Below are 19,141 nucleotides of genomic sequence, written 5' to 3' on the forward strand. Positions count from 1 at the left end.
TACTGGGCGCATGCCAGAAGGTCCCTCACTTGTCATCCTGCGCGAAGATACCCAAGCGTTTGTCGGTCGCAAGATCGTGCGCGTGTCCGGCAACAGCAAGCAGGACATCGCCCGTCTGGACCAGCAAAAAGTGCTGGCACTGCGCAGCTGGGGCAAACACTTCCTGATCGAATTTGCGCACTTCAGCGTGCGCATCCATTTCCTGCTGTTCGGCAGCTACCGCATCAACGAAGACAAGCCCAACGCGGTGCCGCGCTTGTGCCTGGAATTTTCCAATGGCCAGCGGCTGAACTTTTATGCCTGCTCGGTGCAGTTCATCGAGCGCCCGCTGGACGAGGTCTACGACTGGACGGCGGATGTGATGAACCCGCTCTGGGACCCCGCGCAGGCACGCCGCAAATTACGCGCCGCGCCGGCACTGCTGGCGGCCGATGCACTGCTCGACCAGACCATCTTTGCCGGCGTGGGCAACATCATCAAGAACGAGGTGCTGCATCGTATCCGCGTGCATCCGGAAAGCACCGTGGGCGCGCTACCGGCGCGCAAGCTGGGCGAACTGGTCACCCAGGCACGCGACTACAGTTTCGACTTCTACACCTGGAAAAAAGCCTTCGTGCTGAAGAAGCATTATCAGGTGCACACCAAGACCAGTTGCCCGCGCGACGGCGCGCCGCTGCAGTACCGCAAGCATCTGGGCAAGGCCGGGCGTCGCGCGTTTTTCTGCGAGGTCTGCCAGTGTCTGTACCGCGCCGACGAGGCCTGAGCTGCGCCGCGCCGCGGCCGGTAAAGCGGCGGGCGGATCGGGTAAGGCCTGCCGACGGATTGCGGTCACTCAGCACCAGCCCGCACTGGCCGACACATGCGTGCGCCTGTCGTTGGCTTGCCAATGAGCGGATGGCGATGCGTCTTCGGTGGGAGCGCTGGCGTACCGGTGCAACAGCGTTCGGGCAGATGCACTGCGCGGTTGGGCGTCGCCCGGGTGTGCAGTTTTTCGCGGTGCTGGCGGTTGGCCTGCGCATCGCATGGCCGGCGATGTGCCTTGCCTGTTTTCGGATGCTGGTGTCGACAGCGGCGCGCCCTCTATCTGGCCCGTGGCGCACTGGCAATTCGCTTGCGCAACCTGCGGCGCAATGTGAATGGCGGCTGGCCCTGCCTGACCAAACAACGAATTCCAAACGCGCGCCGGCGCGGCGCCGGCTAGATTTGCGCGTCGCACACCAGGGTTCGCCGTGTGCGGCATCGGCACTCTCATCTCATCGGTCTCCCGCATTGTGATTACCCGCAGGAAGGAAGCGCTTGTCCCGCATGTCGCCGCTGTCGCATGCACGGGCGCCATCCTGTTCTTTCTTGCCTGCCTGTTGCTGTACATGCCGCCGCCGCGCGAAACCGCGCAACACGAGGACACGTTGCAGGTGTATTTCGTGCCGCGGCCGCAACAGACGCCGCCGGCACCGCAGCAACCGCTGCAGGAGCCCGAGCGCAAACCGCGCGTTGCATCGGCCGCGCGTGCGACGCCGCCGGCCACGCACACGCCGCCACCGCCGCGGCCGCCGGCCGCCGCCACTGCCAGCGATTCGATGTCGGCCCAGCTGTATACCCGTGACGGGCGCCTGCGCATGGCGCAGGTGGACCCCATGGCGCAGACCGGCAGTGCGGTGCCGCCGGGGATGGCCGACGAACGCGCGCAGGCCAAGGCGCGCAAGATCATGGAGCGGGTCAACCCGGTGCAGTACCAGCAAACCCGCTTCGCCAAGGACTGGAAGAGCGATGGCACCCTGGGCGATGTGGCGGTGCAGGAAATGAATCGCGGCATGAAGAAGTTCAACGACATGCTCAACGGGCCGCAGACCCAGGTTGCCAAGGCGCGGCCGCCGCCGGATGTGCGCTTCAATCCCGCGCTTGCCGGCAATCAGGCCGAGATGGGCAGCGAGGCGACGGGCGATGCCTATAAATCGGCGCCGATTGCGCATGAAACGCTGCCCGACCTCAAGGGTGAAGCCAGCCGTCGCATCCGCGAGGCATTGGCGGCGCTGGAACAGCGCAGTGCGCGTTGCGATGCCTCCAGGCGCACATCGCTGTTGTCGCCGGTACGCACGCACCTGTCGGATCTGGAACGCGCCGAGCACGCCTTGAACAACGGCGCCGACCCGGTGATGGCCGCACAGATGTTGCCGCGTCAGGCCGACAGCGCCTACGACCTGGCCCGCCGCGCGCTGTGGTACGCCGATCGCCAGTTGAAGCAGTGCGCGCTGGGGTGAGGGTACGTCTGCGACGCAGCAGACCGGTTCGCAGGCCTCAGGCCAGACTCTGCCGGTAACGGTCCTTTTCTGCGCTCAGCGCGACCTCGGCACGTAGAAACACCTGGCCGATCGGCTCGTCCGGGGCAGTGGATTGCGCTTGGCCCAACAAGACGGTCAGACCCAGCGCATGTTGTTGCTGGGCGATCTCGCGCAGGCGCTGCAAGGTGCGCTCGGCGTCGGGGCCGCGCAGCACGGCGATGAATTCCGCACTGTCGGTGACGCGGTCGATGCTGTTGCCTGGCCCCTGCACCAATGCCGCGAAGGCCTGGTCGAGCTGCTGCAGGTTGCGCCCGAGCAGACGTTCGCTCTGGCGCTCGGCCAGTGCGGCCAATTCCTGCACTTCCAGAATCACCAGGTGATAACCCGTGTCGGCAACGGCCTGGCTGGCGATCGGGACGACCGGCTGCAGGATGGCATCGCGCTCGAGTTGCAGCTCGCGCTTGCGCTCGTCGAGCAGGCGCATGGCCACCCGTGCAAGCGCCTGCAGGCCGGTGCGCTGCAACTCGGTGAGCGTGCGTGGCTCGGTGTCGAGCACGCAGACCGTGCCCAGTGCAACGCCTTCTTCGGTGACCAGCGGCATGCCGGCATAGAACCGCGCGCCGGTGTCGCCGGTGACCACCGAGATATCGGCAAACCGGCTGTCCTTGCGCAAGTCGGGTACTTCCATCAAATGATCGGGGGTGCGGATGGCGTGGTCGCACACTGCCTGGCTACGTTCGGTCTGCTGCAGGCCCAGCCCCAGCCGCGCCTTGAACCATTGGCGGTCGCGGTCCACCAGCGACATCAGCGCGATCGGTGTGTCGCACAGGGACGCGGCAACCTGCACGACGTCTTGATAGGTGTCCTCCGGCAGGCTGTCGACGATGCGATAGCCATCCAGGACGTGTTGGCGAGAGGATTCGTCAGCCACGGGCATGTCTTTCATCGAATAAGCCAGGCAAGCGCGAACGCGAAAGCCGCAAGCATACCGGCAGCGCCGGTAACGTGGCGTGGATGCCGCCCCGCGGAGCGCGCAGCGTGAGACACCAACACCGCATGCCGACAACGACCGCACGTGTCGTGGTTGCGTGCCGAGCGGGCAGGGCTGCCATGGCGCACTCGCTACAGGCGAGGTGTTCGACATGTGCTGGGTGTACCGCCCGCTCTGGCGAGGTTTCGCCCGGGCCGTCTGCAGCAAGATTGCACAGCGGCAGACGGGCCCACCCGGCAGTGGCGAGCCAATGCGATTGCTGCTTCAACAGCACAGCGCATGACAGGCACTCTGCCGTATCCCTGCTGCTGTCGAGCACGCCTGCAGGCCGCGATCTCAGGGCAGCGGTGCATGTGCCCCTGGTGCTGTCGCGCCACAGCCACGCGGGAACACTCGCGGTGGCGACGCTCGTTCGGGCAACGACTGACGCGGCGGACAACCACACGCTGCATCACACATACCCCCTGCCGGCACCGGCCACGCTGCATGCAGCAGCGCAGCCGGTGTCGCAGGTGCGATCAGCGCTTGACCGGCTTGCCGTCCACGTCCAGCACCTGCACTTGGCCCAGCTTGAGTGCACGCACCGGGGCTTCGATCTTCTTCAGGTCGCCGACGATCACCCAGGTCATCGCCTCCGGCTTGATGATTTCCTTGATGGCCTTTTGCGCGGCCGGCTGGTCGATCGCTTCCAGGCGCGGCTTGAGCGTCTGCACGTAGTCGTCGGGTCGGTCGAACTGCACGATGCCTTCGATCGCACCGAGCACCGCACCGGTGGTTTCGAAGCTGCCGGGCAGGGCGCGGATGCGCTGGTTCTTGATCTTCTCGATTTCCTCGCTGGTCAGCGGCTTGTCGCCGATGATGGCGGTGGCTTCCTTGAAGATTTCGTTGGCCGATTCGGCGGTCTTGTCGGTCTGCACCGGTGCCGAGAATAGATATGGCCGCTGGCCCTGCGCGTCCATCATGCGGGTGCCGGCGCCATAGGCCCAGCGCTTGTTCTCGCGCAGGTTCATGTTCAGGCGCGAGGTGAAGGTACCGCCGAAGGCGCCGTTGGCCACGCCGATCGCCAGGTTGTCCGGCGCCTTGGTGGACGGAGCCAGCAAGCCGGCCAGGATCACCGATTGCGGTGCGTCCGGGCGGTTGATCAGGTACACGCGCGGCTTGGGCTGGGCGGCGACGTTGGCCAGGTTCTTCTTCGGCAATGCCGTGGTCGGGGCCTTCCAGTCGCCGAAGACGGCATCGAGCTGGGGGATGATCTGCGCCAGCGTGGTATCGCCGGCCACCAGGATGCGCAGGTTGTCCGGGCGCAGCCACTGGCTGTGGAAATTCTGCAGATCCTGCGCGTTGAGGCTCTTGATCGCCGCCTCGGTCCCGCTGCCGGTGAGCGGGATGCCGTACGGGTGCTGGTTGCCGAACAGCAACGGCGGCAGCGCCCGCAGCGCCAGGCTGTTGGGCTGGGTCTTTTCCTGCGCGATGCCGGACAGCCACTGGCCGCGGACGCGTTCGATGTCGGCGGCCTTGAATGCCGGGTTGCGCACGATGTCGGAGAACAGCTGCAGCGAGGGCTGCAGCTGGTCGTTGAGCGCATCCAGCGAGGCGCTGCAACTGTCCAGATCGCAGCCGACCGCCGTGATCGCGCCCAGGCGCTGGCGGCGCTGCGCCACTTCCACCGAATCCAGTGCGGTGGTGCTCTCGTTCATCAGCGCGGCACTGAAGCTGGCGGTGCCGAGCTTGTGGCCCTGGTCGGCGGCGTAGCCGGCGTCGAACAGCAACTCCACCTGGGTGACCGGGATGGTGTGGCGTTCGGCCAGGATCACCTCGATGCCGTTCTTCAACTTGCCGCGCTGCAGCTTCGGAAAGCTCAGGTCCGGGAATCGATCGGTCTGCGGCACGCCCTTGCTGCGGTCCAGCGTGGAGGCGGTGACCTTGAACGTGCCCGCGGCCGGCAGCTTGGGCGCCGGCTTGCCGGGTTCTTCGCCACGTGCCACCACCGCCTTGTCTTCGGCGGCCGGGTCGAAGTCCTTGCCGGCCGGCAGCACGGTCAGCAGGTAATCGCCCTTGCCGAACCAGGTGGCCGAGGCCTGCTTGACGCTGTCGGCGGTGGCGGCCTGGGCGCGCTGCAGATCTTTCTTGTAGGCGCCGGGGTCGCCGCGATAGACCTGGCCCTCGGCCAGGATCACCGCCTTGCCGGTGAAGCCGCCGACCTTTTCCAGCCCGCGCACGAAGCCTGCGCGGTAGGCCACCTGCGCGCGCTGCAGTTCGTCGGCGGTGGGGCCCTGGGCGATGAATTTCTTAAGTTCTTCGTCGATGATTGCCTCGACCTTGGCCGGGTCCACGCCGTCCTTCACGTCGGCCTGGATCTGTACCTGGCTGGACAGCGCGAACGGCTGCACCGAGGCGGAGACGTCGTCCACCAGATTGTCCTGATAGACCAGGCGCTGATACAGCCGCGAGGTCTTGCCGCCGCCGAGCACGGTGGTGGCCAGATCCAGCTGGATGAGGTCGTCGGTGCCCAGTTGCGGTGCGGCCCAGGTGCGGTAGATGCGCGGCTGCGAGACATGGTCGTGCTGCACGCCGCGCTTCTGCGCCGCCAGCGGGGTCACCCACGGCTGCTGGCGCGCCACCGGCTTGCCGGACGGGATATCGCCGAAGTACTGCAAGGCCTTGGCGCGCGCCTGCGCCACGGTGATGTCGCCGGCCAGTACCAGGGTGGTGTTGGCGGCGCCGTAGTTGTCGTTGAACCACTGTTTGACGTCGGCCAGCGAGGCCGCGTCCAGGTCTTCCATCGAGCCGATGGTGTCGTGCTGGTAGGGATGGTTGGCCGGGAATAGGTTGGACAGGATGTTCTGGTCCACGCGGCCATACGGGCGGTTCTCGCCCTGGCGCTTTTCGTTCTGCACCACGCCGCGCTGGGTATCGAGTTCCTGCTGGCCGATCGCACCGAGCAGGTGGCCCATGCGGTCCGATTCCAGCCACAGTGCGGTATCCAGCGCGGTGGTCGGCACGGTCTCGAAATAGTTGGTGCGGTCGAACCAGGTGGTGCCGTTCATGTCGGTGGTGCCGACCTTTTCCAGCGGCGCGAAGAAGCTGCCCTTGTTGTTTTCCGAGCCGGAGAACATCAGGTGCTCGAACAGGTGGGCAAAGCCGGTCTTGCCGGCCGGCTCGTCGCCGGAGCCGATGTGGTACCAGATGCTCACCGCCACCACCGGCGCCTTGTGGTCTTCGTGCACCACCACGGTCAGGCCGTTGGGCAGGGTGAAGCGGGTATAGGCGATATCGGGAATGGCGCTGCTGGCCGCGCTCTTGGACAGGCTGGCCGGGGCGGCAGCAACGGCGGGGGCAACGGAACCGGCAGCGACGCCAAGCACACCGGCGATCAACAGGGACAGCGGACGCAGCATGTGACACTCCAGGACAGGGCAATCGGCCGAGGGTAGTGGCTGCTTGGCGGCGGGGCAAATGCGGATCGGCAGGGACCGGCCTGGCGGCTCACCGCGTTCGGTGCCGGGCAGGAGCCGGGCGCCGGCGCGTCGCTCGCGCGGCGCATTGCCACGGCACGACGGCCAGGCGAGCGCCAGCGCCACGACTCAAGTTGCTCGTCGCCTCGCCGTTACCTGGGGCGACCTATCCTGACCAGACGCCGCCTGCCGATCACGCCATGACCGTCCTGTTGCCGCCCGTGCCGATGCCCGTCGATGACGCCCTGCGCGTGGAGGCGGTGCGCCGGCTGGGCGTGCTGGATACCGAGGCCGAGGCCGAATTCGACGATATCGCCTGGCTGGCTGCGCACGTCAGCGGCGCCACGATGGCGCTGGTGTCGCTGCTGGATACCGACCGCCAGTGGTTCAAGGCGCGTTGCGGCACCGATCTGGAAGGCACCCCGCGCAGCGCCTCGTTTTGCGCCCACGCGATCATGGACACCGAGTTGATGGAAGTGCCCGATGCCGAAGCCGACCCGCGCTTCGTCAACAACCCACTGGTGATCGCTGCCCCCGGCGTGCGCTCGTATGTCGGGGTGCCGTTGATCGGGCGCGAAGGCTACGCCTACGGCACCTTGTGCACGCTCAGCACCCAGCCGCGCATGCTCGAGGACAGCCAGAAACAGGCCCTGATCCGTCTCGCCCGCCAGGCCGCCAAACAGCTGGAAGCGCGGCGCGACCGGCTGGACGCGCAGGCGCAGCGGCAGACCTTGAGCATGTTGCTGGAAGCCATGCCCGACGGCGTGGTGGCGTGCGGCACCGACGGCTTGCTGCGCGAGTTCAATCACGCCGCCCGGCAATGGCATGGCACCGATCCGCGCCTGCTGCCACCTGAACAATGGGCGCTGCATTTCGATCTGTACACCGCCGATGGCAACAGCCTGCTGCCCACCGAGGAAATCCCGCTGCTGCGTGCCTGGCGTGGCGAACACGTACGCAATGCCGAATTGGTCATTCGCGCCACCAACCAGCCGCCGCGCAGCGTGCTCTGCAATGCGGACCCGGTGGTCGGCGAAAAGGGCACGGCGTTGGGCGCGGTGTGCGTGATGCACGACATCACCCAGCTCAAGGATGCCTCGGCCGCACTGGCCGGCGAACGCGCGCGCCTGCAGGCTCTGGTGGACGCCTCGCAGGACGTGGCCATCATGGCATTCGACCCGCAGGGCCGTCTGGAACTCTTCAATCCCGGCGCCGAGCGCCTGCTCGGTTACCGGGCCGAGGAGGTGCTGGGCACCTGCCCGGCGCAGTTCCATCTGCCGGCCGAACTGGAGCGGCACATGGCGACGCTGGCGTTGTCGCCCCCTTCGTACCTGAAACTGGCTGCGGCCGCGGCTGGCGATGTGCTGGCCGAAGAACTCTGGACGCTGGTACGCAAGGACGGCGATCTGCGTCGCGTGCGCCTGTGTTTCAACGTGATCCACGATGCGCAGCAGGGCCTGGCCGGGTATCTGGCGATGGCCATCGACGTCACCGCCGAACTGCAGGCGCAAGCCGCCGCGCAGCTGGCCGCCGAACGGTTCACCGGTGCATTCGAAACCGCGCCACAAGGCATGGCCATCGTGTCGCTGGAAGGTGAGTGGCGCGACGTCAATCCGGCGCTGTGCGGCATCCTGGGCTATTCGCGCGAGCAATTGCTGCGCACCACCTTCCAGCAGATCACCCATCCCGACGATCTGCAGATGGACCTGCAATTGGTCCAGGACCTGATCGACGGAAAACGCGACAGTTACAGCCTGGCCAAGCGCTACATCAGCCAGCACGGCGCGGTGATCTGGGCGCAGCTGTCGGTGTCGCTTGTGCGCGATAGCAGCGGTGCGCCGGTGCATTTCGTTTCGCAGATCCAGGACGTGACCGAGCGCCACGTGGCCGCCGAGCGGCTGGCCGAAAGCGAAGCGCGCCTGCGCGCGATCAGCGACGCCACGCCCACCCTGGTGGCCCAGTTCGATGCCGGGCAGCGCTACCTGTTCGCCAATGAAGCGCATCGCCACTGGCTCGGCGTGGAGCCTGCCAGCCTGGTCGGTCGCCACATTACCCAGGTACTGGGCGAAGACCTCAGCACCGCCGCGCGCGCTGCGCTGGCACAGGTGGTGGCCGGGCAGCGCGCCAGTTTCGAACATGTCCTGGGCGGCAGCACACCGCGCGATGTGGAAGTCACCCTGGTGCCCGAAACGCAGACTGCCACGCCCACGCAGGGCTTTTTCCTGATGGCCCACGATGTCACTGCGCACAAGACCCTGCACCGCCTGATGCACGAGCGCGCCACCCGCGATGCCTTGACCGGCCTGCCGAACCGGCACGCATGGTGCGAAGCGCTGCAGGTGGCGGTTGCGCAGGCGCAACAGCAGCAACGCGCGGTGGCCGTGATGTTCCTGGATCTGGACGGCTTCAAGCGCATCAACGATGTCCACGGACACCGTGCCGGCGATGCGGTGCTGGTGGCGTTCGGCAGCTGCCTGCAACGCGCGGCAGGCGAGCGCTATCTGGTGGCGCGTCTGGCCGGCGACGAATTCGTCGTGTTGCTGGACGGGTTGGAAGATGCGCAGGCCGAATGCGCCGCGGTGGCAGAGCGTATCCGCACGCTTGCCGCAGAAGGCGCCACGTTTGGCGATGAGCATCTGCCGATCCAGCCCAGCATCGGTGTGGCCTGGCAACACGGCGCACAAGCCGAGGCGTCCAGTTTGATGCATGCCGCTGACGAGGCGATGTATGCAGCCAAGCGCGCGCGGCAGCCAGAGGGGCAAGCGCCTCGATCTTAGGCGTGGCGTGGTGTGGGTGCGGGGCAGCTCATGCGCACTGCCGGAAACTGCGTACTTCTGCTGTTAGGTGCAAACCCAAACCGCAAAACGCAAACCGCAAATAGCCAGTGCCTGACTGCGTGACGGTGGGCATCGGATCGGCGCGGCAGCCAACGGTTGCCGGCGGCGTCAAGCGAGTGGGACGACGCAGAGCACACCGATGGCACACGCCAACGGGCTATCGCGTGGGACAGCCTCGCCGGGAAGACGCCGCGCCCGCGTCGCAAAAAGGCAACGATACGCGTCCGTGCCTGGGGAACGCTCGATAGAGCGCGTCGAGACCGACCCCGGCACGTTGCGCGCCGCGGTTGATGCTCAGGTGCCCGGTCAGTCGCTTTACAGCACCCCACCATCGCTTCGCGCAGGCTGCCGTGGTGGGGTCGGCCCACGATTGCGGCGAACCCTGATGCGGACGCACGGCAGATGGCGGTCTTCTTGTGCCGATCCCAAACCATCAGTCGCCGTGATTGCTGCACATGCCACCGACATCGCCTGCCGCACAGGCGCGAGCGCTCGTGTGCGTGGCAGGCGATATCGCTCACGCACGTCGCCTGTGCTCGTGCACAGCGTGCTTGGCGGCCGCCGGCTTCGTAGCGGCAAGCGCGTTCGCTGCGCCACGTACCGGCGGTGTTCCGGCATCCGATGTCAGCCGGAACACCGCCACGGCGCGGGTCAGGTCTGCTGCCTGGTCTTCCATGCTGCGCGCGGCCGCGGTGGCTTCTTCCACCAATGCGGCGTTTTGCTGGGTCATTTCGTCCAGTTGCATCACCGTGGTGCTGACCTGTTCGATGCCGGCGCTTTGTTCGGTGCTGGCCGCGGTGATCTCGGCCATGATGTCGGTCACGCGCTTCACCGAGCTGACCACCTCGGTCATGGTGCTGCCGGCCTGTTGCACCAGCTCCGAGCCTTGCGCCACTTTTTCTACCGAATCGGAAATCAGCTGCTTGATTTCCTTGGCAGCACCGGCCGAGCGCTGCGCCAGGGCGCGCACTTCGGTGGCGACCACGGCAAAGCCACGGCCTTGCTCGCCTGCGCGCGCTGCTTCCACGGCCGCATTCAGCGCCAGGATGTTGGTCTGGAAGGCGATGCCGTCGATCACCCCGATGATGTCGGAAATACGCGCCGACGATTGCGTGATCGCCTGCATGGTGCTCACCACTTCCTGCACCACGCGGCCGCCGCTCTCGGCCACATCGCCGGTGCCCTTGACCAGTTGGTTGGCCTGGCGCGCGTTGTCGGCGTTCTGGCGCACGGTGGAGGTGAGTTCTTCCATCGAAGCGGCGGTTTCTTCCAGGTTCGCTGCCTGATGCTCGGTGCGCGTGGACAGGTCGGCATTGCCGCTGGCGATCTCGCCTGCCGCGGTATTGATCATCTCGGCCGAGTGCTGGATGCCCTGCACGATGCTGGTCAATTGGATGGCGGTGCGGTTGGCTGCATCGGCCAGGCGACCGAACGCGCCTTCGTAATGCGACTCCACGCGCTGCGACAGGTCGCCGTCGGCGATCGCGGCCATGATGCGGCCCACATCGTCCAACCCGGCGTCGGCCTGCTGCATCAGCCGGTTCAGCGCCTGCACCATTTCCGCAAACGCGAACTGGTAATGCGATTGGTCGCCACGTGCGGAGAAATCGCCGCGCGCAGCTGCATCGGCCAGGCGCGCGATGTCGCTGTTGATTGCAGACAGATTCTCTTTCACCGTATCCAGCGCCTGATGCAAGGCTGCGCGCTGGCCGGGCAGGCGACGCATGTCGCGGCGCAGATCGCCACGGCCGTAGTCGCTCATCACGTCCATCGCTTCGTTGATGGCATCTAGATGTTCGAATACCACCGTGTTGACGCCGTGCGCCAGCGTGCCGTAATCGCCGGGGAAATCTTCCGGAATGCGGTGCGCGATGTTCTCGCCTTGCTGCAGGCGGATCATGGTCTGCATCTCGCCGTTGAAGCGCTGCAGCTGGGTCTGCATCTGCTGCATGCTGTGCATCAGCTGGCCGGTTTCATCGCGCGATTCCACGCGGATGTCGTTGTCGAAGCGGCCCGAGGCGATGGCTTCGGCAGTGCGCGAGGCAGCGCGCAGCGGCGCGGCCATGGCCGAGGCGATCAGCCAGCACAGCCCGATCACCAGCGCCACCAGGGCGCCGCCGATCAAGGTCAGGGTGCGCGTGAAACCCCACGCCTGCACTTGGATGTCTTCGGCATACACGCCCATCACCAGCACCCAGTTCCAGGCCGGAAAGGTCTTGGCATAGCTGATCTTCGGTAGCTGTTCCTTCTTGCCCGGCTTGGGCGCGTCGTAATAGCTGAAGCCGTCGCCGCTATCGATGGCGGTCTTGATGTCGCGATACACGTATTGCCCGGCATCGCTCTTGTAGTCGGTCATGTCGGTGCCGACCGGGCGCTTGGGATGCATCAGGATGCGCATCTGCGGGTCGACGATGAAGAAGTAATCCACCCCGTCGTTGGTGCGCATGTCGGCCAGCGTGGTGCGCGCGGCTTCCTTGGCTTGCTCCAGGCTCAGCTCGCCGGCTTTGACCTTGTCGGCATAGTGCTGCATCACCGTCAGGCCCATCTCCACCTCGGTCTTGACGCTGAGCTTGCGCGCCTCCACCAGATCCAGATATTGCAGGCGCGCGGCGGCCATCGCCAGCAGGATCACGCCCACGGTCAATAGCGTGCACAACAGGACGAACTTTCGGGTGAGCGGGAGATTGGCAACAGAACGACGCAAGAGGGAAACAACAGGCATGACAACGACATCCAGAACGCGCGCACGGCGCTACATCATGGATAGCGGCTGATTCACATGCAGGTTGAATACTAACTGCGGCAGCGTCCGCTCAGGCGATGCAACAACGTGCCAATGCAATGTAGGAGCGCACCGGCCGCGACAAGACGTATCGGTAACGTTCCTCGCGCCCGCGCGCTGCTACGGAAGCATCAGCATTGGTCCATCGATGCAACGGCGGACACGCACTGCGTGTCCGCCGCATTGCATCAACCTGCAGCGCAGAAGCCGAACTCGGCAGTGGCGCCGGGCGCCAGCGTGCGGTTGAAGTCCACGCCGCTGGCCTGGAGTGTGGTGCCGCTCTGTGACCAGGTAACGTTCCAGGCGTTGTTGACGGTGCCGGTGACTGTCAGCGAGATCGACCAGTTGCCGCTGGCGGTGCCAGTATTGGTGACCTGCACGCGGTTGCAGTAGCCACCGTTCCAGGTACTGTCCGGGATCACCTTGGTACTGAAGCCCGCGCTTGGCGTCGGGGTTGGCGTCGGTGTCGGTGTCGGCGTGGGGGTCGGCGTTGGCGTCGGTGTGCTGTTGCTTACCGTTCCCCACAGCGTCCGCAACAAGGTCATCTTGTCTTCGCGCACGCTGATCCAGTCGTCGCGCAGGATGCCGCCGGTATCGCCGCTATTGGGGTTCCACGACCAATAGAACCCTTCGTTGATGCCCTTGCCACGCAGGTACTTCACCAGCGCGTCCTGCCAGACTTTGTCGCGCGCATCGCCTTCGCCGTACTTGCCGCCGAATTCGCCCAGCAGCAGTGCGTGATTGCCGGCAAACTGGCCGAAATGGCGGTCCCAGATCGCAGGCATGTTGTTGGGGAAGTTGCTGTCGTTGAAGTACGACTGCACGAACACGTCCGGGCCGTACACATGCGGTGCCAGCAACAGTCGGTTGGCCGGAATGTTCAATGGGGTGCAGGCCAGCGGCTGCAGGCTGCCACCCCAGAAGATGCCGCCATTGGTCGAACACACCGGGTTGTCGGTGATGCCTTCCACCGCAATGATCCACTTCGGCGCCACCGCAAGCACGGCGGCAGAACCGCGCTCGGCGGCCTTGTTCCAGTCGGTGGCGGCGTTGCCCGTGCCCCAGGTCGCGGCGCCGTGCGGCTCGTTCTTCAGATCCACGCCGATCACCCTCGGCACGTTCTTGTAGCGGTTGGCGACAAAGCGCAGATCGTCCAGCCATTGCGCTTCGGAATATGAACTGGTGTACCACAGCTCGGAAATCGCCGCGCAATCGGGCGTGTGGTGATCCAGCAGCACATACATGCCGCGTGCGTTGAATTCGTTGATCACCTTGTCGAGGATCTGCAGCGAGGTCAGGCCCTGCAGATCGGCGTTGCGGCTGTAGTCGATGCTGCTGGGCATCTGGCCGCTACGCAGCGTGGCCGGGCAAAACGGCAGGCGCACCGCGTTGAAGCCCAGGCCCTGCATCTGGTTGATCATCTCCTTCCAGTTGCGTGCCCACAGGCCATGCATGACATGGTTGCCGGTCTCGAAGCCGAACACGTTGACGCCCTTGAGCTGAACCACGTTGCCGTTGTCGTCGACGATCTTGTTGTTGCTGACCGAATAGCTGAAAGCCGGTGCGGCTGTGAGCGCTAACATCGTTGCCAATGCGAGCGTACTTGCAGTCCTGAAAATGGACATGATGGTCTCCCTGGATGACCGAACTCGACGGCCGAGTGCGGTGAGGGGGGCATCTTGGTCTTCGGCTGCGCCGTGTGGCGTGACCGCTGCCACAGAAGAGCGCAGTGGCGCACCGATCACACGCAAGCTGCGGGCGAGGTCGCTTTCCCGCACACTATCGCTGCTGCGTGCTGTCCGCAGGCTGTCCTTTTTGTCCCCCGGAGTGTCCCTCAATGTCCTTGTTGCGTGCCGAAATGGCGCAATGGCGCGCCTCCCCCGCGCGCGAACTCATGGCCGGTGCGGTCGCCACATTTGCGCTGATTCCCGAAGTGATTGCATTCGCGTTCGTCGCCGGGGTGGATCCGCAGGTGGGCCTGTTCGCATCCTTCGTGATCGGCATCGTGATCGCGTTTTGCGGGGGGCGGCCGGCAATGATTTCGGCTGCGGCCGGCTCGGTGGCGCTGGTGGCTGCACCGCTGGTGGCCGCGCACGGGTTGCCCTATCTGCTGGCCGCCGGCCTGCTCGCTGGCATGGTGCAGATCCTGTTCGGGTTGTTGCGCCTGGGCGTGCTGATGCGCTTTGTCAGCAGTTCGGTGCGCACCGGTTTCGTCAACGCGCTGGCCGTGCTCATCTTCGCAGCGCAACTGCCGCATCTGCTCGGGGCCAACCTGACCACCTGGGTCATGCTGGGCGCAGGCCTGGCCATCATCTACGGCCTGCCGCGTCTGCGCCTGCCGGGGCTGTCGGCGATTCCCTCGCCCCTGCTGTGCATCCTGCTGCTCAGCGTGGCCGGCACTGCGCTGCATCTGCCGCTCAAGACGGTGGCCGATCTGGGCAAGCTGCCCAACGCGCTACCGTTCCTGCAATGGCCGGCGGTGCCGTTGACGCTGGAGACGCTGCGCATCATCGCGCTGCCGGCACTGGCCATTGCCATGGTGGGCCTGCTCGAGTCGATGATGACCGCGCGCGTGGTCGATGAACTCACCGACACGCCCAGCAACAAGAACCGCGAATGCACCGGCCTGGGCATCGCCAACGCGGCGGCCAGCCTGTTCGGCGGCATCGCCGGCTGCGGCATGATCGGGCAGACCGTGGGCAACGTGAAATACGGCGGCCGCGGCCGGCTGTCCACGTTGTTTGCCGGCGTGTTCCTGCTGATCCTGATGGTGCTGCTCAAGCCGTGGGTGTCGCAGGTGCCGGTGGTGGCGCTGGTGGCGATCATGGTGATGGTGTCGGCAGAGACCTTCGACTGGCGCTCGCTGCGCACCGTGGTGACCCACCCGCGCACCTCCAGCGTGGTGATGCTGGCCACCGTGGCGGTCACATTGTTCACGCACAACCTGGCGGCAGGTGTGGCGGTCGGCGTGCTGCTGAGCGGGGTGTTCTTCACCTTCAAGGTGGCCGGGTTGCTGCAGATCGCGCATCACGATGGCGCGGATGGCGTGCGCACCTACAGCGTGCGCGGGCAGGTGTTCTTCGCCTCGGCCGATGTGTTCATCGACGCCTTCGACGCACGCGAGGTGCCCGGCCGCGCAGTGGTGATCGATGTCGGCCGCGCGCACTTCTGGGACATCACCGCGGTGGCGGCACTGGACAAGGTGGTGCAGCGTTTGCGTCATCACGGGCTGGACGTGCAGGTGAAAGGCCTGAATGCCGGCAGCCGCCGCCTGATGCAGCGGCATGCCTTGGGCGAAGACGCGCTGGAATCGGCACTGCCTTAGAGCGTGTTATTCACGTTGAGATGGAATGCGCCTGGCACGCCTGCGGCGCGTCATCCCGGGCTGTCCGTGCGCTGAGCGCGGCTGCGAGCGAATTCAAGTTCCGGCGGGCGACGCCGATGATTCGGCATCCTCATTGCCGGTCGTCGCTGTGATGCCAGTGGGTTTCAGCCCGAGATGTGTACCTGCGTGCCAAGCCCGGCATGACGGGTTCGTGTCCGCCCGCCGGAGGGCGCAGCCGTGACCAACGCACCGTTGCTGGAGCGGATGGTGGACCTGACCGCCATCCGCGATGCGGACCTGCTCGATCTGAGCCTGTTGCGCACCGTGCGCGAAGTCTGCGCGGCCGAAGAACTTTCGCTGCTGCGCATCGCCCCGGACAGCAACAGCATCGCCGAAACGCGCCTGCGCGACGATGGCCGGCTGGCGCTGACGGTGGCGGAGATCCACGATGCGCGCACGCGCATCCAGCTGGCCGAGGTGCATGGGCCGGGCGATGTGGTGCAGCTGCACGAAGACGGCCGCGCCCTGCTGGTCTACCCGATGATGGAAACGCGCGGCATCCGGACCTGCCTGCGGGTGGGCGGGACGCGTATTCCCGGCGTTGCCGAGCAAGCGATGCTGCAGGGCTTTGCGCGCTTCTTCCAGAACTACCGCAGCCTGCTCGACGATGCCCAGCGCGATGCGCTGACCGGCCTGCGCAACCGCAAGACCTTCGACGATGTGATCCTGCGGCTGTTTGCCGGTGGTGCCGACTCCGCCGCAGAGCAGGGCGTGTGGCTGGGCATCGTGGACATCGATCACTTCAAGCGCGTCAACGACACCTTCGGGCATCTGTATGGCGATGAGGTACTGCTGCTGGTCGCACAGCTGATGCAGCGTGCATTTCGCCAGGACGACCTGCTGTTCCGCTTCGGCGGCGAAGAGTTCGTGATCGTGTTGCGCGGCGTGGACCGCGACACGGCCGTGAGTCTGTTCGAGCGATTCCGGCTGGCGGTGGCCGAGCACCTGTTCCCGCAGGTGGGGCAGGTCACGCTCAGCACCGGCATCGTCGAACTGACGCACGGTCGGCTGATCAGCGAAATGCTGGACGAAGCCGACAAGGCGCTGTACTGGGCCAAGCAGAACGGCCGCAATCGCGCGGCGGTCTATGCTGAGCTGATTGCCGGTGGGCAATTGCAGCAGGTTGCGCAACCAGTGGGCAGCATCGATCTGTTCTAGGCGCCAGCGCGGCGCTGAAACAGGCCAGAGCTCTTGGCCGTGGATGCAGACACGAAGCTTCTGCAGTATTCATCGCACCCGCATCGCATGCTTCGGCGCAGCCGCAGGTATCGGCCTGCACGCGATGCTGGCTACACTCCAGGGCTATCCATGATGCGGGGTGTGCAATGAAGCGAGTTGCCGTAGGACTTCTGGCGATGGCGGTCTCGGCCGCACTGATGGCGGCCACGCCGAGTTTCGATGGCGCGCGCATCTCGCGCGACGTCAAGGAACTGGCCTCCGACGCCTATGAAGGCCGCGGCCCGGCCACTGCCGGCGAAGAAAAGACCATTGCCTACCTGAGCGAGCAGTTCGCCGAAGCCGGCCTGCAGCCGGGCGGCGACCTGGCCAACGGCAAGCGCGGCTGGACCCAGGCGGTGCCGTTGCGGCGCGCCGATATCGTCGGCACGCCGACCATTGCGGTGCAGAACGCGGGCAAGCCGCAAACGCTGACCCAAGGCAAGCAAATCGCCATCCGTGCCGCGCTGGATGGCTCATCCAAAGTGGAGATCGCCAACGCGCCGCTGGTGTTCGTCGGCTACGGCGTCAAGGCGCCCGAGCGCAACTGGGACGATTTCAAGGGTGTGGACCTGAAGGGCAAGATCGCGGTGGTGCTGATCAACGACCCGGATTTCGAAACCGGCAAGGGCGACTTCGACGGCACCGGCATGACCTACTACGGCCGCTGGACCTACAAGTACGAAGAAGGCGCGCGCCAGGGCGCACTCGGCGTGCTGGTGGTGCACGAAACCGCGCCTGCCTCGTATGGCTGGGACACGGTGGCCAGCTCCAACACCAACACCATGTTCGACGTGGTGCGCGACAACCCGCGCAGCGCGCATCCCACGCTGGAAGGCTGGATCCAGCGCGATCTGGCCACCGAGCTGTTCAAGCACGCCGGGCTGGATTTCGAGACCTTGAAGAAGCAGGCGCAGACGCGCGGGTTCAAGCCGGTCGAGCTCAAGGACCAACGTTTGAGCGCCAGCTACCAGGTCAAATCCGATGTGATCACCTCGCACAACGTGGTGGCGCGGCTGGAAGGCAGCAAACATCCGGACGAGACGCTGATCTACAGCGCGCACTGGGACCATATCGGCGTGGGCAAGCCGGATGCACGCGGCGACACCATCTTCAATGGGGCATTGGACAATGCCAGCGGTACCGCCGCGCTGCTGGAGCTGGCGCGTGGCTTCGCCCAGGGGCCAACGCCTGAGCGCTCGGTGGTCTTCCTGGCGGTCACCGCCGAAGAAAAGGGCCTGCTGGGCTCGGAATTCTACGCCTCCAAGCCGCTGTACCCGCTGGACACCACGGTGGCGGTGATCAACATGGACGGCATGAATCCGTTCGTGCCCTCGCGCGACTTCGGCATCTACGGCACGGCAAAGCTCGAGCTGCTCGATCAACTGAAGAGCGTGGCCGCGCAATCCAAGCTGCGTTACACGCCCGATCCCAAGCCGCAGGCCGGGTATTTCTTCCGTTCCGATCATTTCTCGTTCGCCAAGCGCGGCGTGCCGGCGCTGTCGTATGCAGCCGGCCAGGATTGGGAAGTGGGCGGCGTGGCGGCAGGAAAGGCGGCCGCCGACGACTACACCGCCAAGCGCTATCACCAGCAAGGCGACGAATGGAAGCCGGATTGGACCTTCGCCGGCGCCGCCCGCGACCTGGGCGTGCTGTATGCATTGGGCCAGCAGCTGGCCGACTCGCGCCAGTGGCCGAACTGGAGCCAGGATTCGGAGTTCCGCGCTACCCGCGACGCCAGCGCGGCGGCACGCAAGTAAGACGGCTCACAACGTCATTGCGTGAGGACCAGGGCGGCTGCCCTTGCGCGATGGCGCATGTGCCATATCGATATGCCGCGTTTGAATAAGCCTTGCCTGCCATGCGGTTTGTGCTTGCTGTTGTCGGTCACAGCAAACGGCGAACGTTCGGTGCAATGCCCTCCTGCTGGCGGCATGGATGCCGCATCGCGCCCCAGATGCATTCACGGCGTGTCCGGCGAGCGGCGAGGGCACTGCGCACGCGACACGCCGGGCCTGAGGATCGCCGAGCGCTCGCAGACGTCATTGATGCCTCGATCAAGCGGTTGCATCAGCAAACAAACCACGTGCGATGAGCCGCTTTCCCGGGCATCGCGCAACTGTCTGGTGCGGCGAGGACGCCGCATACTCGACCAATCAAGCTGTTGCCGCAGGCCTTGAGAACGTTCGACCACCGC

The 19,141-nt window shown here is 65.8% G+C and carries 10 protein-coding genes; 6 read left to right on the forward strand and 4 right to left on the reverse strand.

The window, feature by feature from the left end; all coding sequences use genetic code 11:
• The first annotated feature begins 10 nt into the window (after positions 1-10).
• On the forward strand, positions 11-763 hold the full coding sequence (locus ACDH77_RS02990) for a DNA-formamidopyrimidine glycosylase family protein (protein WP_372353726.1): 753 nt from the start codon (positions 11-13) through the stop codon (positions 761-763).
• A gap of 595 nt (positions 764-1,358) precedes the next feature.
• The gene (locus tag ACDH77_RS02995) at positions 1,359-2,258 is read left to right on the forward strand and encodes a hypothetical protein (protein ID WP_031420920.1); all 900 of its coding nucleotides are present in this window, start codon (positions 1,359-1,361) and stop codon (positions 2,256-2,258) included.
• A gap of 37 nt (positions 2,259-2,295) precedes the next feature.
• On the opposite strand, the gene ACDH77_RS03000 is transcribed toward ACDH77_RS02995, so the two are convergent.
• Together ACDH77_RS03000 and ACDH77_RS03005 are read right to left on the reverse strand one after the other, a co-directional pair.
• The gene (locus ACDH77_RS03000; protein ID WP_031420922.1) at positions 2,296-3,225 is read right to left on the reverse strand and encodes a GAF domain-containing protein; all 930 of its coding nucleotides are present in this window, start codon (positions 3,223-3,225) and stop codon (positions 2,296-2,298) included.
• 563 nt (positions 3,226-3,788) lie between these two features.
• Positions 3,789-6,668: a pitrilysin family protein gene (locus tag ACDH77_RS03005; RefSeq protein WP_277570781.1), complete on the reverse strand. Its 2,880-nt coding sequence runs from the start codon at positions 6,666-6,668 to the stop codon at positions 3,789-3,791.
• 35 nt (positions 6,669-6,703) lie between these two features.
• Here ACDH77_RS03005 and ACDH77_RS03010 point away from each other — a divergent pair, with 35 nt between their 5' ends.
• Entirely contained in the window at positions 6,704-9,502 is a 2,799-nt protein-coding gene (locus ACDH77_RS03010; RefSeq protein WP_372353727.1) for a PAS domain S-box protein, read from the forward strand.
• 577 nt (positions 9,503-10,079) lie between these two features.
• Here ACDH77_RS03010 and ACDH77_RS03015 read toward each other — a convergent pair.
• Complete coding sequence (locus ACDH77_RS03015; protein ID WP_206516375.1) at positions 10,080-12,266, reverse strand: methyl-accepting chemotaxis protein; 2,187 nt, start codon at positions 12,264-12,266, stop codon at positions 10,080-10,082.
• 266 nt (positions 12,267-12,532) lie between these two features.
• On the reverse strand, positions 12,533-13,969 hold the full coding sequence (locus ACDH77_RS03020) for a cellulase family glycosylhydrolase (protein ID WP_008576556.1): 1,437 nt from the start codon (positions 13,967-13,969) through the stop codon (positions 12,533-12,535).
• A 212-nt stretch (positions 13,970-14,181) separates the two neighbouring features.
• On the opposite strand from ACDH77_RS03020, the gene ACDH77_RS03025 reads away from it, so the two are divergent.
• The 3 genes from ACDH77_RS03025 to ACDH77_RS03035 all read left to right on the forward strand — a co-directional run bounded on the left by ACDH77_RS03025 (position 14,182) and on the right by ACDH77_RS03035 (position 18,704).
• Complete coding sequence (locus ACDH77_RS03025) at positions 14,182-15,669, forward strand: SulP family inorganic anion transporter (protein ID WP_014089296.1); 1,488 nt, start codon at positions 14,182-14,184, stop codon at positions 15,667-15,669.
• A gap of 237 nt (positions 15,670-15,906) precedes the next feature.
• A complete protein-coding gene (locus ACDH77_RS03030) occupies positions 15,907-16,887 on the forward strand; it encodes a GGDEF domain-containing protein (protein WP_071118716.1) in 981 nt (326 codons plus the stop codon).
• A 167-nt stretch (positions 16,888-17,054) separates the two neighbouring features.
• The gene (locus tag ACDH77_RS03035) at positions 17,055-18,704 is read left to right on the forward strand and encodes a M28 family metallopeptidase (RefSeq protein WP_372353728.1); all 1,650 of its coding nucleotides are present in this window, start codon (positions 17,055-17,057) and stop codon (positions 18,702-18,704) included.
• The last annotated feature ends 437 nt before the right edge of the window (positions 18,705-19,141 follow it).

Origin of the sequence: Xanthomonas axonopodis pv. maculifoliigardeniae, from assembly GCF_041519315.1 — a bacterium.
Lineage (GTDB): Bacteria > Pseudomonadota > Gammaproteobacteria > Xanthomonadales > Xanthomonadaceae > Xanthomonas > Xanthomonas euvesicatoria.